Raw genomic sequence first — 15,777 nt, forward strand, 5'->3', positions numbered from 1 at the left:
CAGTTAAGCCCTCCAGCGCCGATGGTACTTGGACCGCAGGGTCCTGGGAGAGTAGGACGTTGCCAGACAACGCGCGACACCTCACGGTGTCGCTTTTTTCATATGGATGCACCCAAGGATCTGGTTAGCCAGATAATTTGGAAACTCGTGCAGGACTAATGTACATAATCGCTTCATCATCAGAGTTTCAACTGATGATTCTTCTCCGACGAGAGAAATCCATTCTTCTGCTTCATAGCGAGCGATCATGCTTGCGTGAAAAAGTAAACACGTCCAGATGAATGGTTCTGGTAGAAGGGGAATTTCATGGTGAATTGCCGGTGGGATAAATACGAAGTTGATCGTTTTTGTATCCCCGTCTGTTCGCTTACAACGTAGCGGGTGATCCATCATCCGTAACGTGGGCTCTCCCGTCATCCATACGTTTTGCACGAACTGAACTTCTGTCTGAGGCGTTTCACATCGTTCGCTGGTTCGGTCTTGTGTAAAAAGTATCTTAATTTCCTCGTGAGTCATCTGGCACCGTCTAGGCAAATCTGCGGCGAGGTTTAACTTGGTTTGAGAGACAGTACACTTCGATGTTCGCCGAGAACGGTTCATGATTAGTTGTAAATCGTCCACCTCTGGAATACAACCCCACAATTCATCGATTTTAAAGGAGTAATCTTGGTCAAATCTTGAGAGATGTTTCAGATTTTCCGGATTAAAGGTCATCAGCCAATCAAGCATGGCTCCTCTGCGCTTTAAATAAATGCGATCACGCCAATACTCATGGTTTGTTGATTTCTTTCGCGCTGTACTTAAACCGTGTTGCGTGGAGTTTGTTGTTTTCGTTGTTCTGTGATGGAGTAGAACAAGGACTTTTGTATAGTTGAGAATTCCGTAGTAGAGAAGCAGTGGCCGAAGCGCGAGTGTCCCCCTCTCTGCTTGGACAAAATAGGTTCTGCCCATCCTTAGCAAAGAGGACAGACGATAAGATACATCCATGCGCTCTTCAGGTTTAATACGTTCATTATCTTTTAAAAATGCACGGGCGCCTGCAGGCAACTCCAAGGTAGAAAGCAGATCGGGAAGCTCGTAAGGAACATTTGAATTCATACGGTTGACACCACTCCATACGCTCGTTAGACTTACTCGTAATATCCGCCAGTGTACGCGTGTGGTATACAAAGAATAGGGGGGTTTCGTGTGCCATTTGACGCACAAAAGTTTGCCATAGAAGGACTGACGTTCGATGACGTGTTACTTCGACCTGCTAAGTCGGATGTTCTTCCGCGAGATGTCGATACATCCACACAGTTGACACGCAAGATTCGTTTAAATATTCCTCTCATGAGTGCCAGTATGGATACTGTCACAGAATCAAAATTGGCGATTGCCATTGCGCGCGAAGGCGGAATTGGCATCATCCATAAGAACCTGACGATTGAGCAGCAGGCTGAAGAAATTGACAGAGTGAAGCGTTCAGAGAGTGGCGTGATTACGGATCCGATCTATCTAACGGCTGATCATCAGATTCACGACGCTGAAGAGATTATGGCGAAATATCGGATTTCTGGGGTTCCTATTGTCGATGAGAAGATGAAACTGGTGGGGATTCTCACCAACCGCGATTTAAGATTTGAAAAGAACTTTTCCCGGCTCATTGGAGATGTGATGACGCGAGATCGTCTCGTAACCGCTTCAGTAGGGACTACGCTTGAGCAGGCAAAAGATATTCTCCAACTCCACAAAGTTGAAAAACTCCCTATTGTTGATGAACATAACACCTTAAAAGGACTTATTACGATCAAGGACATTGAAAAGGCAAAACAGTTCCCGCTCGCGGCGAAAGACGGTCATGGACGATTGTTGGTTGGTGCAGCCGTCTCAACCGGGTCTGACACGTTTGAGCGCGTGAGGGCGCTACTGAAGGCGGGCGCGGATGTCATTATTGTGGACACAGCTCACGGACACTCCACAGGTGTTCTGGAACTTGTTCGCAAGATGCGAGCAGAGTTTCCAGAGATGAATTTGATTGCGGGAAATGTAGCGACTGCTGACGCAACGCGCGATTTAATTGAGGCAGGGGCGGATGCGATCAAAGTCGGTATTGGTCCGGGATCAATCTGCACCACACGTGTTGTGGCGGGAATCGGCGTTCCACAAGTCACTGCAATTTATGAGTGTGCACAAGTTGCTCGCTCGTATCACATTCCGGTCATCGCAGACGGTGGTATAAAGTACTCGGGAGACATTACAAAGGCGATTGCTGCAGGAGCGAGTGTCGTGATGCTCGGGAGTCTCTTTGCAGGAACTGAAGAGAGCCCTGGCGACCTGGAAATCTTTCAGGGACGGAGTTTTAAAGTTTACCGTGGCATGGGCTCAATCGGTGCGATGAAATCTGGTAGCTCAGATCGCTATTTCCAGGATCAGCAAAAGAAGCTCGTTCCCGAAGGAATCGAAGGTCGTGTTCCTTATCGCGGTCCGCTCACGGATACGGTATATCAATTAGTCGGTGGATTACGAGCAGGGATGGGCTATTGCGGAACGCGCACCATTGAAGAGTTGCAAACAAATACTCAGTTTATTCGTATCACCAGTGCGGCTTTGCGCGAGAGTCACCCGCACGATGTGCATATTACAAAAGAGGCTCCAAATTACAGCGTTTAGTCATCTGAGGAGCAGATCGGCGTATTCTACATTATTGTTATGATGAAACGTAACAGGGGCGTGTAGAATGGAGATCTTTGCACACCGAGGGGCGAGCGCGCATGCGCCTGAAAATACGATGGCCGCATTTGTGGCAGCCTATGATCAACGCGCAGATGCTATCGAACTGGATGTTCACGTTGCGGCGGATGGGACAATCGTTGTCATTCACGATGACACGGTTCAGCGTACGACGCAAGGAACAGGCGCTGTTGCGCAACTCACCTATGATCAGTTAAGGCGATTGGATGCAGGTTCTATCTTTGGAGCGTCCTTTCGCGGTGAACGCATTCCGACACTCGCAGAAGTACTTGACTTTGTCAGGAGCACCTCGATGCGAGTAAATATTGAAGTAAAGGGAGCGAATTTGTCAGAGGAGCGGTTGCTTCAACTGATTCGCGATCACGATATGATAGAGCGCACGATCGTCTCATCGTTTTCCTGGAATGTGTTGCGAAAGATGCAGGCTGTTGATTCGGGTGTACAGGTTGCGCCTCTTTGTACCGAGTTTCACGTTTTGACGCCAGATGAGGCGTATGCGCGAGGTTTTCAGGCGATTCATCCCCATCTCCGCAGTCTGTCTCCTATGTACATTCGCAGGGCCATTGATCTGGGAGTATCGCTTCGTCCGTATACGGTCAATCGCACAGAAGATGTGTCTGCACTGTTTCGCCTGGGGACGCATGCGATTATTACGGATGATCCGTTGAGGGCGCGCCGTATCGTTCAACAGATGCGCTCCGGAGACCGTAGATGATGTGCTATACTCTAGTCAATGGGTTGCACCAAAGAGATAATGGAAGAAATAAAAGTTGACGGAGAGGTAGGAATTACTTATGACTGTAATTGGATCAGATCGCGTCAAGCGAGGAATGGCGCAAATGCAAAAAAACGGCGTCATTATGGACGTCATCAACGCGGAACAGGCGCGCATTGCTGAGGCGGCGGGGGCAGTTGCCGTCATGGCGTTGGAGCGGGTTCCGAGTGACATTCGCGCTGCAGGTGGAGTCGCTCGCATGGCGGATCCGACCATCGTTGAAGAGGTCATGAAGTCAGTTTCGATTCCCGTCATGGCAAAGTGTCGCATTGGGCATATCGTCGAGGCGCGCATTCTTGAAGCGATGGCCGTTGACTACATTGACGAGAGTGAAGTTTTGACACCGGCTGATGACAAATTTCATATCAATAAGCGAGATTTCACGGTTCCATTTGTCTGTGGCGCGCGCGATCTTGGTGAAGCGTTACGACGAATTGCAGAAGGGGCCTCGATGCTTCGTACAAAAGGCGAACCCGGTACGGGGAATATCATTGAAGCAGTGAAACACATTCGCACGATGCGCGCTCAAATTCGCAAAGTAACCGCGATGTCAGAAGATGAACTCGTTGCCGAATCTAAAGCGATCGGTGCACCTTATGAACTCTTGCTTGAGATTCATCAAACGGGTGAGCTCCCTGTCGTGAATTTTGCGGCGGGCGGCGTTGCAACACCGGCAGATGCAGCGCTCATGATGGAGCTTGGGTCGGATGGCGTATTTGTCGGTTCCGGAATTTTCAAATCGGAGAACCCCGAGAAATTTGCGCGTGCCGTGGTTGAGGCGACGATGAATTTCCAGGATTACGACCTTCTTGTGCGTCTCTCAAAGGATCTTGGAACACCGATGAAGGGGATCGAATTGTCTACGCTTGCTAATAATGAGCGTATGGCTGAACGCGGTTGGTGATTGCCTGATGGAACGTGTAGGAGTACTAAACGTGCAAGGAGCGGTTCGCGAACACGCGGATCATCTACGACGTGTAGGCAGTGAGGTTGTGCTTGTCAAACATCCAGAAGACCTTCAGGTGATTGATGGGCTGATTATTCCGGGTGGAGAAAGCACGACGATTGGTAAGCTGATTCGCAAATATGAGCTCTATGACGGCATTCGGGAACGCATCGAAGATGGGATGCCGGTCTTTGGGACATGTGCGGGATTGATTCTTCTAGCAAAGAAGATTGAGGGCAGCGATGAAGCGCATCTCGCCGTGATGGACACGGTGGTTGATCGCAATAGTTTCGGGCGGCAGCGAGAGTCGTTTGAGGCGAATCTGCCGATTTCTGAGATTGATGGGGAGGCGTTTCCATGCGTCTTCATTCGGGCACCTCATATTGTTTCGGCAGGATCTGACGTGAGCGTGCTGGCCACATACGGAGAAAAAATCGTGGCGGCACGCCAAGGCAATCGACTGGCAACTGCGTTTCACCCGGAACTCTCCGATGATTTGCGCATGCACGCGTATTTTCTAGATATGGTTCGGGGATCAAGCCAACCTGATTAAGCTATAAAGAAGAGTAGAGAATAGCGATGAAGAGGCAGCCGTGAGGCTGCCTCTTTGGCGGGAATTGCCCGTCACCCGGGAGTATGGTATCTTTTGGGCATTGGATATTGATAAACATGGGAGTGGTTTTTGTGTTGGATGCGAAGCTTTTGCGACAAAACCCGGATCGAATGCGACAGGCATTGTCAAGAAGGCGCGAGTCACAGGAAACCATCGATATGTTTGAGCAATTTTTAGATGAAGATCGAAAATGGCGAGAATATGTTGCGGAAACAGAACAGCTAAAGGCAAATCGAAATGCGGTTACTCAACAGGTGGCACAAGCAAAAAGAAATGGTGAAGATGCACAGTCGTTGATTGAAAAGATGCGTTTGGTGGGCGATCAAATTCAGGCGTTGGATGCGCAAATTCGGGAATCAGAGCAAGTCATTGAGGACTGTCTCTTGAGATTGCCCAATCTCCCCCATGACAGTGTCCCAGAAGGCGCAAGTGAAGAGGAGAATCCCGAACTTCGTCGACACGGTGAGGCTCCAGTTTTTTCATTTGAACCAAAGAACCACTGGGATCTTGGTCAACTTTTAGGCATTCTCGACTTTGAGCGTGCGGCAAAGGTGAGTGGTTCTCGTTTCGTTATCTATAAAGGATTGGGAGCGCGTTTAGAGCGTGCTCTGATGAATTTCATGATTGACATGCAGGCGGGGCGCGGTTATGAAGAAGTGTGGCCGCCTTATCTGGTCAATCGTGCAAGCATGGTTGGGACGGGAAATTTGCCGAAGTTTGAAGACGATGTTTTTCGCGTCGCGGATGAGGACTTTTACCTCATTCCAACAGCCGAAGTTCCTGTGACGAACCTCCACCGGGATGAGATTCTTGCGCTGGAAATGCTGCCGATTAACTATGCTGGATTCAGTTCGAGCTTTCGCTCAGAGGCAGGTTCATCTGGTCGCGACACACGTGGGCTTATTCGGCTGCACCAATTTCAAAAAGTCGAACTGGTGAAATTTACGACCCCTGAGAGCTCTTATGATGCGCTTGAGGCGATCGTAGAGGATGCAGAAGCCGTGCTGCGCGCGCTTCGACTCCCTTATCGCGTGATCGAAATTTGCACAGGTGATCTAGGTTTTAAAGAGACAAAAAAGTACGATCTTGAGGTGTGGCTCCCTGGAGCAAAGATGTATCGCGAAATTTCTTCCTGTAGTAATTTCGAAGATTTTCAGGCGCGAAGAGCAAACATTCGCTTTCGCCGAACGGAGAAGAGCAAGCCTGAGTTTGTTCACACGTTAAACGGATCAGCGCTAGCGCTTGGGCGAACCATGGCGGCGATTCTTGAGAACTATCAGGAAGCAGATGGAACGATCCGCGTACCAGAGGTATTGATTCCTTATATGGGCGGCGTGACGCGTATGGGCTACGCCAATGAGCGTATCTAGATGAATACGGCGTTCGCGCTCTGGGTGGCGGCTGATGGGGTGCTTCTCGTGTGTTTGTGGATACAGCACCAGGTGATGGCTGTGTCCGCCTTTCAACGTTCGGCAATCATCAGCGGTTTTTTTTTCCTCGTTTCTATGATTGGATTGCTCGCTATGCCTGCTCGTTCAGGTATAGCGATCGCAGTTGTCTTCCAGTCACTGGGATGGATCTTTACGTTTGCCATCACGTTGCGTGCACTAAAGCAGCGGCGTAAAGGATCAGGTTCATCTGTCAAGACAGGAAAAGGTTTGAATAGGTAGGCGCGGATTCTTTCCTTGAGTCATATAGTGTCGTATCGAGACGGATTCGCTTTGTGCTGACCGTCTACGCACAGATCAAGGGGAGACGCAACCGTGCCAGAAGATCGCAAGCTCCGCGTTAATTCAACAAAATCCTCTCAAAAACAACCTGTGACGCTGGCGGCTGGCACCAAGAAACAGCCAGCCAAAAAACGTCGCCCGCGCCCACACGCGACGCGTGCGGATCACGTTACAGCAGCGTCTACGGATGTGGCCGAACCGATGCAAATGGAATCTCCTGCCGCAACCCGCTTGACGCTTCGCATGATGTTGCCGGAGGATGAAGCTGTCGTCACGCGTGTCACTCAGGAAGAACTAAGCGGCATTTATCGAGAGAGTTATGGAAACGATCTCGATATGAGCATGGTGATGCAATACATCCAAAGCGCGCAGACGCGCATGATTTTGGTGAATGACCAGGTCGCGGGCTATGTAAGCTACGTCGCGGATGATTTTGGGCGCATGAATGTTGGCTCACTTGTCATTGGCAAAGGGCACCAAGGCCACGGGTACGGTACGCGCATCATGAAATATTTGGAGCAAGAGGCGCGCGCGATGGGGATGAATGAGATCGAAGTGTTCATCCAAGGAACGAACACGCGCAGTCAAGCGTTTGTGCAACGATTGGGTTATGTACAAGTTCAGTCGAATCAACCGCAGACGATTGTAATGATAAAGACATTACGTACTACGGGTGAAGCACAACCACCACAGTGAAAATGTGCGTTGGGTAAAGGTTAGGCACGTTAAGGTGCCTAACCTTTATTTTTACCAGTACCACCAAGGGCTGAGAGCTGAGATTGCGAGGAATGGCAGGAAGAAAAACGGCCAGAAGACTTGCTCAAATGATTCTGACTCACCGTGATGGATTGCGCTTACAGCGTCTGCGGATGGTAAATTATCCTGATCATTTTGACGGATTGAAACGGTGCGAGCGCCGTTTGTATTCATCTGACGTAGGTGGATACCGTCTGCCGTCACATGATGGATGACCCCATAATGAGCCCGTCCGTAGGCGTGAACGCAAACGGGTTGGCCGTAGAGTGAACGCGCTTGATGATACAGCGGATGCATGCGTATAACACCTCCCCATGCGAATTGAACGTCTTACACCGTCAATCAATGCGACATTCGGGGCAAATGGAAGGTACAAACGCTGATTCATTGCGAACTCGATGTTGATTTGCAAGTGCATGGGCTGTGAGTGGGACTGGTTGAAAGTGTATTTTGAGGTTGAATTGAACTGTGGTATTCTAAGATTTATGGAACATGCACCCGTAGCTCAGGTGGATAGAGCGGTGGTTTCCTAAACCACGTCTTGCGGGGGTTCGAGTCCCTCCGGGTGCGCCAAAAAGTACAATAAAAGCGGCTTCCAGAGATCTGGGTAGCCGCTTTTATTAATTTTACTCCCGAAAAAAGTGATTAAGCTTTGGCAGATGCAAATTCACGTTTGCGCTCTTCGATTTGTCTGAAGGCTTGCTCTGGCAAAGGCTTCTCGCCACCAATAAGGCGAGCGTGAAGAATCAACTCTGCCGCTTCATCGAGCGTAGCTAGCAATTGCGCAGTTTCTGAAGGCGTGTTGCTAAAGGCGAGTACGCCGTGGTTGGCTAGAAGAACGGCTGAAACGCCAGAATTTTTTTCGACGGCGTTGACAATTCCTTGTACAGAGGCGTCAGAACCCCGCGGAGCCCAGGCGATGACAGGTGTAGGTTCGGTCACGCCAAAGCGCATGAGTGGTTCGTAGACCACGGGAATGGGTTCGTGTGCGATCGCAAATGCGGTAGCGTGCGGTGCGTGGGTGTGGATGATTCCGCCCACAGTTGGACGGGCTCGATAAACAGCGGCATGCATTTGAATGATTTCCGCCTGTGTGGGCATAACTTCGCCTTCGAGAACCGTACCGTCTGTTCGAATGACAGCAAAACTATCCTCATCGAGACTGGCAACATTACCGCCGCGTGTCATCAACATGGTATCTTCACTTAGACGAGCAGACAGATTGGCGTGGTGACCGCGAAACATCAGCCCAGCATCCCTCAACGAAATGGCCGCTTGAATAATCGCTTGTTTTGCTTCTTTGACATCCATCGTTAAACACCCCCGTAGGTATTGTGGATCTATACTGTATTATACAGCATAATGCGTTTGACGCAAGAGGTTGGAAAACCGCGGGCGGGAACATTCGGGATTTTGGAATAGAGCACAGGGTATAGTTTATGAGTGTGCCTTTGTCGTATTATGTCGAAATTGGTTGTATCACATACAACCGTATGCTATGTTAACTTTATATCTATTTTAAATATAAAGTAAGGGGTTACATAGTGTGAATCGAATCCGTCATAGTTTCGTGGGCAAGCTCATGTTGTTGCTGGGCATCATTGTCACTGCCGTAATTATCATGATTATTGTATCGTTTCAACATTCGCAGAGGGTAATCCAGGCAACCAACCTCCTTCGCAATACGGGTATTCGCATCAATCAATATTCACATCAAGCTTATACTTCCTTTTTAACTATGGATGATCAATCGAACATGTGGGTCGGGCTAAACGGTTTTGGAAATCAGACACTTAGACAAGCCACCTTTAATCAAATCAAGGTGGCAGAAGCCAGCCTCAATCAATCCCTACAGAATCTCGCGCCGCTCATGGCAAGTGCAACTGACCAATCCTTGTTACGTCGCGCGATGCGCGATGCGACAGGTTATGAAGGTTACTTTTCGCAAGTTGAGAAACTGAACGTGACGGATCACAAAGCGGCCCAACAGATTATGTATATTACCAATAGTGCAGTTTCAAACGCCCTTACCACGGATTTGATCAATCTTGAGGATATTGGAAAAGTGATTGTTGAACAAAACGCGAAGAGCACCTTGATGGATGCAAAGAGTCAGGAACAAATTGTTCTATTCGGCGGCGTGATCATCGTCCTCTTTGCGCTTAGCATCATGTTTTTTGTGTACATCCTCTTAAAGCCACTCACCCTCATTGTGAAAAGAGTACATCAGATCGCGGACGGAGACTTTAGTGTCGAGGCGCTTCGTGTGAAAAATAAAGACGAGATCGGCGTTCTTGCTGAATCTTATAATGAAATGGTCAACCGTTTGCGTGGGATTTTAATGAGTGTGAGCGATAGCGCGCAGCACGTCGTTGCAGCCTCTCAGGAACTGATGGCAAACGCTTCGCAAACGAGTGTCGCCACGGAACGCATTGCAGAAAATATTCAAGAGGTTGCGTCAGGCGCTGAACTGCAATCGTCGAGCACAAACGCGGCAGTTACCACCATCTCTGAGATTGGCGCTTCCGCACAAGAGATTTCCAAGCGCACAAAGAGTGTCGCCGCGACTTCGGTTGATGCAACCGCACTCTCCAATCAAGGGTTAATTGCGATTCAACAGGTTTATGATGCGATGGTTGGAATTCAATCTCAGGTTCGCATCCTTGCGTCAAATGTTAGCGCATTAGAAAATCACTCACAGCACATAGGCGAAATTGTCAATGTGATCAGCGAAATCTCGGGGCAAACGAACCTGCTCGCGTTAAACGCAGCGATCGAAGCGGCGCGGGCTGGGGAGTATGGAAGGGGCTTTGCGGTTGTTGCAGAAGAAGTGAGGAAGTTGGCAGAAGAGTCGGCTGCGTCATCAAAACAAATTGCCGATCGCATTCACTCGATTCAAACAGAAATGTCTGCCACCGTGGATCTGACATCCTCTGTGCAGCAGAAAGTAGAAAATGGGATGAATGATGTTCAAACGGCAGGCTCTGCGTTTACAAACATTCAACGCGGGATTCAAGAAGTGTCGCAACAAATCGCCGAGGTCTCATCTGTTGTAGAGCGAATGTCTGAGGGTACGGTTGACGCTAACCAATCCATGCAAAACGTGTCGAATCTAACCTCCGGGGCGTTCACGAGCACAAGAAATGTGTCGGAGGCAGCTCAAGAGCAGTTGGCATCCATGGAAGACATTGCGGCGTCGGCGACAGAACTCTCAAGTATGGCGGAAGCATTGCAAGAAAAACTGTCACACTTTAAAGTATAGGTAAAATCGGGGAGGTAATGACATGATTCAAGAGGTATCCGATCTTTATGCGCTCCTTACGGCAGTCCATGAAAGTATTGACAACATGCTGAACGATTTGACGGATGGACAGTGGTTAAAAAAACCGTTTCCCAATTTCAACAATGTCGCGTCCGTGGTGGATCATATTACTCGCGTTGAGAAAAAATTTCTCTCGGGTATTGAAGGGGCGTTACTTGAAACCAATCCGGGAGAGCCGTTTAAGGTTGAGCAGTGGGACTTGTTTGCCATTCGTCAGGCGTGGGCTGCGTCACTTCCCTATGCGAGGCAGGTTTTGACAAAGGTCACCTTGGAGGACTTGACCGACCCGGGAATGAAACTAGGCATTGGCGAGTTAAACAAGCGCCAGCTCATCAGTTACACAATTGCGCACGCCACCCATCACCGAGGACAGATTCCACTTATTAAGAAGTTACTCGGTTGATCGCCGATCGGATAGAGCTTCGCTCACGAAAGCGGTGACGGAGCTTTATCCGTTATCTGCTTTTTAACAGAAGATTCATTGCTTGTTGCACTGCGTCGTGTGTAGAAATCTCGTTCTCCATATCCATGCGAATGCACTTCTCTAAATTGTCAACGACAATCGCAGCAATCGCTTTATCCACTGCGCTGCGAATCGCAGAGAGTTGAGTCACGACATCTTTACAATCCCTTTCTTTTTCCATCATTTCCAAAACACCGCGAATTTGACCTTCTACACGCTTAAGCCGATTGAACATTTTATCTGTATACTCCATGCATCTCGCTCCTTTATAAAGGATATTCTATACCTTTAAGGGTATTATAATCTTGTCCTGTTTGGCGTCAATACGAAAAGATTGGAGAGAGGGGAGCACGCGTCTCACTTGACATATATACCCCGATAGGTATATAAATACCCTATCTCGTAGATGTGATAGAGGGGGTACGTTCATTGAATTATACATGGTTGATCTTGGTTTTGGTGATTGTGGCCTATTTTTTTTGGAGCCGTAAACGTGGTTCCGGAGTTTCACAAATCAGTTCTGCAACCTTGCAGGAAAGATTAAAGAGTGATGCTTCATCTCTGGAGATCGTGGATGTGCGTGAGCCTTCTGAGTTTAAAAGTGGGCACATTGCAAAGGCGAGAAATATCCCTCTTGGAACATTGGATCGGATGCTAGCTGAAATCCCGAAGGATAAAGATGTCGTATTTGTATGCAGGAGTGGTGCGCGCAGTTCCATGGCGGCGCGTAAAGCACAAAAGGGTGGATTGAAAGCGATTTATAATCTGACCGGCGGTATGTCCAGTTGGAGCGGTCCTGTAAAAAAATAGTGTAAGCAAAGACAAGTCTTTCATCTTGAATGTCTTGAGTGAATCTGAATGGATGGGGTGATGGCCATACTTACGGTCTCGCAGACAATTCTCGCTATTGTATCCGGCGGTGTGGTCGGTTTTACATTAGGCTTACTTGGTGGCGGTGGCTCCATTCTTGCGGTTCCACTGCTACTCTACGTCGTTGGGTTACGTGACCCGCACGTGGTGATTGGAAGCACTGCGCTCGCAGTCTCTGTAAATGCATATATCAACCTGATTTCGCACGCACGCAAGAAGAATGTATGGTGGAAGCCGGCGATCGTCTTTTCGCTTCCCGGGATTGCCGGTGCATATCTAGGGACAGTTTTGGGAAAATTGGTTCCAGATAAGCAGCTTCTTTTTTTGTTTGCAATTCTCATGATAGTGATAGCGGTCCTTATGCTTCGTCCTAAAAAAGCAACATCTGGACAAACGTTTGACAGAAGCAACATTCGCTGGCTGAGAATTATCATCGCAGGGCTGTTGGTCGGACTTTTGTCAGGGTTCTTTGGCATTGGCGGCGGGTTCTTGATTGTTCCTGGATTGATCTTTAGTACCGGGATGCCCATGATTCTGGCGATTGGCAGTTCACTCTTCTCTGTCGGGACGTTCGGATTAACGACAGCGATCAGTTATGCAGTATCTGGGTTGATCGATTGGTGGGTCGTGCTCATGTATGTTGTCGGGGGAATCGTTGGTGGCGTATTTGGGTCGTGGGCAGCTACAAAATTGAGTGCAAAACGCAAGACCCTAAATTATATCTTCTCGTCGATTATCATCGTTGTGGCAATCTACATGCTAATCATCAACTTCCAAGCCATGCATTTATAGAAAACAATGGTTGTTTCTCGGTTGACATGGAGGATGACATCATCGTACTATACCCTCTATGGTATACGCCGTTGGCGTAGCTCAGGAGAAGGCGTAAGGGTTGAACTCTGCGCCATCTCAAACTTAATTCATTTATTGGAGGGAAATCGATGGCGAAGCGCGTGGCGATTATCGCATCAAACGGTGGGCTAGAGGCTGCCTACAAAGTCTTAAACATTGCTACGGCGGCAGCGGCCACCGATGCGGAAGTTGGAATTTTTTTTACGTTTGAAGGATTGTCGATCATTCACAAACAATCCGAAACAATGCTCAAGCTTCGTCCTGAGAATGAGCACTTTTCGGAAGGGTTTAAACGCGCGAATGTCCCGACGGTAAGCGAATTACTCGAAATTGCGCAGGACAGCGGTGTAAAAATGATTGCTTGTCAGATGACCGTAGATGTTATGGGTTTAAGTAAAGACGATTTTATCGATGGAATTGAAGTGGGCGGAGCGGTCGCCTTTTTGGATTTCGCCTACGATGCAGACGTGTCAGTGACATTTTAAGGTTAAAGGGGGAGCATCGAAAGTGACGCAGCAACTTGTTAATTTGACAATTGATTGCAAAGGGCTTTCGTGCCCAATGCCCATAGTAAAAACGAAAAAGGCGATTGATCAAGTGAGTCCTGGCCAAGTGTTGGAAGTGCTCGCAACTGATCCAGGTTCGGTTGCTGATATCAAGAGTTGGGCGACGCGCACGGGACATCAGTTTATTGGAACAACGAAAGATGGAAATGTTTTCAAACACTACATCCGTCGGACCGATCCGAACGAGGTGAGGCCAGAGAGTCGGCACGCGGACGTGATCAGCAATGAGGAACTCCAAGCATTGCTATCTCAAAATCCGGTGATTCTGGACGTTCGTGAACCCATGGAGTATACTTTTGGACATATTCCTGGAGCGAAACATGTGCCTCTGGGACAACTCGAAGAGGAACTTGAATCACTTCGCAACTTTGCCGATCAAGTGATCCATGTTGTGTGTCGAAGCGGCAATCGTAGTGATACGGCGTGTCAAATTCTATCCGAGCACGGCTTTCCACATGTGAAAAATGTAGTGCCTGGCATGTCTGAGTGGACTTTTGATCTCGAACAAAGTCAGTCGTAATTTGGATGATGTAGAAAACCTGCCTGTTGTGCGAGTTTTCTACATCGTGCATCGCTGTGCTGGGAACGATAGGATTGAGATCAGACGGTTTGAGAGAGAGGGTATGAAGATGGCGACGACTGCAATTACAGACGCAACGTTTCGTGATTTTATCAATTCGGATAAACCTGTCTTGGTTGATTTTTGGGCAACGTGGTGTGGTCCCTGCAAGATGATGGCTCCTGTTCTTGAAGAGGTGTCCCATGAGTATGCCGCTAAACTCAAAGTTGGTAAGCTCGATGTTGACCAGAACCCACAGATGTCACAGCAATACCGTATTATGAGCATTCCAACGATCATCGTGTTTCAACAAGGTAAGCCGGTAAAGCAAATCGTAGGATTTGTACCCAAAGCTCAATTGATCTCTCAATTGACTGGGATCATTTGATCTCGGAAAAATCGTTGCGGGTGCGCGCCGAGCGAATGCGAGAAAATACGTCGCAATGGAGAGTGCTCCGTGAAGACAAGACACATCGTCTATTTTATCGCGCGCAGCGAGCGCGTCCCGCAAGTTTTAAAGGATGCGCTGCAGAGAATCTCAACACACGAGATTGACCTTTTCTTTGATTTGGATGGAACGCATGCGCTGGATAAGCGGTATGCGAATCATCTTTCCAAGGAACTGGGCATTGATCTTTTGGCACTGTTCGAACAGGCGATTCAAGCGGGCATCCATTTATACGCATGCCAAATGAATGTCATGAATTCTTGTCACCTTCACTGTATCGATGGTGTTGAACCGGCTGGTGTGGTCACATTTCTTGAATGCGCATACCGAGCTGACGCTGTCTTCAGCTATTGAGGTGATCGCGTTGGAATCTAAAAAAGTGGTACTCTTCGTTTTACATAGTGAATTAGAGTCTGCGTATCCACCGTTGAATATTGCGGTCGGCGCTGTTTCGTCGGGTGCTGAAGTGATTTTGGCATTTGGGCGAGACGGAGTCGATATCTTGCGCTCTGACTATATACCGATTCCCTCGAAAGGAGGCGCCTATCTCGCGAATGGTCTTTATGATTTTGGCGCGCCGAGCATTATGGAGCTCTTAGAGATTGCGTCAGAGATGGGCGTTCGTTTTGTTGTCATTGATGAAGACCACGTTCCGACGAAGTGGTTGATTGAGCGAAAGGAACTCCGCTGGATCCTCAATGAATCGGCAGATGCGGATCTTTTTGTCCACTTTTAGGATGAACGTGACGTCCGAAACTGCTGTCCAATCGAGCTCCCAAACCAAGCCCCAAACAAGCCGAGAAAAATTCCCCACACAACGGTTATCGCGAGGAGAATGAATCCCGCGGCACTGCCAATTCCCATGATGTCTGTAATGGTGTTCGCGGCCTTCATTAGCGGTCCCGTGATCGCGTCAAATGCAAGTTGCCCGCCCCATGAACAAGCTCCTATTAAAAGCCCTGAGAGTAATGCGTCCCGTCGATAAACGGTAACGAATCCGAGCATTGCGCTAATCACCCAGGTACCGTACCATAATCCGGTTCGGAGTGTGACGAGGCTAAGAATCATTCCGATAAGTGTGAGAATGACAATACGACGCATCTGCTTCGTTCGCAACGCACGTTGCGAGGAATAGGAATCGATA

21 protein-coding genes and 1 tRNA gene are annotated in these 15,777 nt (G+C 48.6%); 17 read left to right on the plus strand and 5 right to left on the minus strand.

Annotation, left to right across the window (positions count from 1 at the left end; all coding sequences use genetic code 11):
- Nucleotides 1-81 precede the first annotated feature (81 nt).
- Nucleotides 82-1,098 (minus strand): YaaC family protein, encoded by a 1,017-nt coding sequence (locus AYW79_RS02460; protein ID WP_067561185.1) that lies wholly within the window; start codon nucleotides 1,096-1,098, stop codon nucleotides 82-84.
- Nucleotides 1,099-1,188: 90 nt separating this feature from the next.
- Here AYW79_RS02460 and guaB point away from each other — a divergent pair, with 90 nt between their 5' ends.
- From guaB to AYW79_RS02495, 7 genes are all read left to right on the plus strand, one after another.
- Entirely contained in the window at nucleotides 1,189-2,652 is a 1,464-nt protein-coding gene (gene guaB, locus AYW79_RS02465; RefSeq protein ID WP_067561187.1) for an IMP dehydrogenase, read from the plus strand.
- Between the two features lie 67 nt (nucleotides 2,653-2,719).
- Nucleotides 2,720-3,448: a glycerophosphodiester phosphodiesterase family protein gene (locus AYW79_RS02470; protein ID WP_067561189.1), complete on the plus strand. Its 729-nt coding sequence runs from the start codon at nucleotides 2,720-2,722 to the stop codon at nucleotides 3,446-3,448.
- A 79-nt stretch (nucleotides 3,449-3,527) separates the two neighbouring features.
- The gene (gene pdxS / locus AYW79_RS02475; protein ID WP_067561191.1) at nucleotides 3,528-4,412 is read left to right on the plus strand and encodes a pyridoxal 5'-phosphate synthase lyase subunit PdxS; all 885 of its coding nucleotides are present in this window, start codon (nucleotides 3,528-3,530) and stop codon (nucleotides 4,410-4,412) included.
- Between the two features lie 7 nt (nucleotides 4,413-4,419).
- Nucleotides 4,420-5,007 carry a pyridoxal 5'-phosphate synthase glutaminase subunit PdxT gene (gene pdxT, locus AYW79_RS02480; protein ID WP_067561386.1) on the plus strand — a complete coding sequence of 196 codons (588 nt, stop codon included), beginning with the start codon at nucleotides 4,420-4,422 and terminating at the stop codon, nucleotides 5,005-5,007.
- Nucleotides 5,008-5,138: 131 nt separating this feature from the next.
- Nucleotides 5,139-6,437 carry a serine--tRNA ligase gene (serS, locus tag AYW79_RS02485; RefSeq protein ID WP_067561193.1) on the plus strand — a complete coding sequence of 433 codons (1,299 nt, stop codon included), beginning with the start codon at nucleotides 5,139-5,141 and terminating at the stop codon, nucleotides 6,435-6,437.
- Entirely contained in the window at nucleotides 6,438-6,737 is a 300-nt protein-coding gene (locus AYW79_RS02490) for a hypothetical protein (protein WP_067561195.1), read from the plus strand. It begins immediately after the preceding gene.
- A 93-nt stretch (nucleotides 6,738-6,830) separates the two neighbouring features.
- Nucleotides 6,831-7,493 carry a GNAT family N-acetyltransferase gene (locus AYW79_RS02495; protein ID WP_067561197.1) on the plus strand — a complete coding sequence of 221 codons (663 nt, stop codon included), beginning with the start codon at nucleotides 6,831-6,833 and terminating at the stop codon, nucleotides 7,491-7,493.
- Between the two features lie 51 nt (nucleotides 7,494-7,544).
- Here the strand turns inward: AYW79_RS02495 and AYW79_RS02500 are convergent, their stop codons facing one another.
- A complete protein-coding gene (locus AYW79_RS02500) occupies nucleotides 7,545-7,850 on the minus strand; it encodes a hypothetical protein (protein ID WP_067561199.1) in 306 nt (101 codons plus the stop codon).
- A 197-nt stretch (nucleotides 7,851-8,047) separates the two neighbouring features.
- On the opposite strand from AYW79_RS02500, the gene AYW79_RS02505 reads away from it, so the two are divergent.
- Nucleotides 8,048-8,126: transfer RNA gene (locus AYW79_RS02505), tRNA-Arg, on the plus strand.
- 72 nt (nucleotides 8,127-8,198) lie between these two features.
- On the opposite strand, the gene AYW79_RS02510 is transcribed toward AYW79_RS02505, so the two are convergent.
- Complete coding sequence (locus AYW79_RS02510; protein WP_067561201.1) at nucleotides 8,199-8,864, minus strand: class II aldolase/adducin family protein; 666 nt, start codon at nucleotides 8,862-8,864, stop codon at nucleotides 8,199-8,201.
- 235 nt (nucleotides 8,865-9,099) lie between these two features.
- Here AYW79_RS02510 and AYW79_RS02515 point away from each other — a divergent pair, with 235 nt between their 5' ends.
- Nucleotides 9,100-10,815: a methyl-accepting chemotaxis protein gene (locus AYW79_RS02515; protein ID WP_067561203.1), complete on the plus strand. Its 1,716-nt coding sequence runs from the start codon at nucleotides 9,100-9,102 to the stop codon at nucleotides 10,813-10,815.
- 22 nt (nucleotides 10,816-10,837) lie between these two features.
- A complete protein-coding gene (locus tag AYW79_RS02520; RefSeq protein ID WP_067561205.1) occupies nucleotides 10,838-11,278 on the plus strand; it encodes a DinB family protein in 441 nt (146 codons plus the stop codon).
- 52 nt (nucleotides 11,279-11,330) lie between these two features.
- Here the strand turns inward: AYW79_RS02520 and AYW79_RS02525 are convergent, their stop codons facing one another.
- Nucleotides 11,331-11,591 carry a metal-sensitive transcriptional regulator gene (locus AYW79_RS02525; protein WP_067561207.1) on the minus strand — a complete coding sequence of 87 codons (261 nt, stop codon included), beginning with the start codon at nucleotides 11,589-11,591 and terminating at the stop codon, nucleotides 11,331-11,333.
- 176 nt (nucleotides 11,592-11,767) lie between these two features.
- Here AYW79_RS02525 and AYW79_RS02530 point away from each other — a divergent pair, with 176 nt between their 5' ends.
- The 7 genes from AYW79_RS02530 to AYW79_RS02560 all read left to right on the plus strand — a co-directional run bounded on the left by AYW79_RS02530 (nucleotide 11,768) and on the right by AYW79_RS02560 (nucleotide 15,369).
- The gene (locus tag AYW79_RS02530) at nucleotides 11,768-12,148 is read left to right on the plus strand and encodes a rhodanese-like domain-containing protein (RefSeq protein ID WP_197460882.1); all 381 of its coding nucleotides are present in this window, start codon (nucleotides 11,768-11,770) and stop codon (nucleotides 12,146-12,148) included.
- Nucleotides 12,149-12,196: 48 nt separating this feature from the next.
- On the plus strand, nucleotides 12,197-13,000 hold the full coding sequence (locus AYW79_RS02535) for a sulfite exporter TauE/SafE family protein (RefSeq protein ID WP_156481738.1): 804 nt from the start codon (nucleotides 12,197-12,199) through the stop codon (nucleotides 12,998-13,000).
- 149 nt (nucleotides 13,001-13,149) lie between these two features.
- Nucleotides 13,150-13,545, plus strand: coding sequence for a DsrE/DsrF/DrsH-like family protein (locus AYW79_RS02540; protein WP_067561209.1), 396 nt, complete (start codon nucleotides 13,150-13,152; stop codon nucleotides 13,543-13,545).
- A 22-nt stretch (nucleotides 13,546-13,567) separates the two neighbouring features.
- Complete coding sequence (locus AYW79_RS02545) at nucleotides 13,568-14,146, plus strand: sulfurtransferase TusA family protein (protein ID WP_269449011.1); 579 nt, start codon at nucleotides 13,568-13,570, stop codon at nucleotides 14,144-14,146.
- 109 nt (nucleotides 14,147-14,255) lie between these two features.
- Nucleotides 14,256-14,573 carry a thioredoxin gene (gene trxA, locus AYW79_RS02550; protein WP_067561211.1) on the plus strand — a complete coding sequence of 106 codons (318 nt, stop codon included), beginning with the start codon at nucleotides 14,256-14,258 and terminating at the stop codon, nucleotides 14,571-14,573.
- Nucleotides 14,574-14,642: 69 nt separating this feature from the next.
- Complete coding sequence (locus AYW79_RS02555; protein WP_067561213.1) at nucleotides 14,643-14,987, plus strand: DsrE/DsrF/DrsH-like family protein; 345 nt, start codon at nucleotides 14,643-14,645, stop codon at nucleotides 14,985-14,987.
- 1 nt (nucleotide 14,988) lies between these two features.
- Nucleotides 14,989-15,369, plus strand: a complete 381-nt coding sequence (locus AYW79_RS02560) for a DsrE/DsrF/DrsH-like family protein (protein WP_231877727.1) — start codon at nucleotides 14,989-14,991, stop codon at nucleotides 15,367-15,369.
- Here the strand turns inward: AYW79_RS02560 and AYW79_RS02565 are convergent.
- Nucleotides 15,366-15,734 (minus strand): hypothetical protein, encoded by a 369-nt coding sequence (locus AYW79_RS02565; RefSeq protein ID WP_156481739.1) that lies wholly within the window; start codon nucleotides 15,732-15,734, stop codon nucleotides 15,366-15,368. The two genes, AYW79_RS02560 and AYW79_RS02565, sit on opposite strands and share 4 nt — an antisense overlap.
- Nucleotides 15,735-15,777 lie beyond the last annotated feature (43 nt).

The sequence above is a fragment of the Ferroacidibacillus organovorans genome (assembly GCF_001642725.1).
Taxonomy (GTDB): Bacteria; Bacillota; Bacilli; order Alicyclobacillales; family SLC66; genus Ferroacidibacillus; species Ferroacidibacillus organovorans.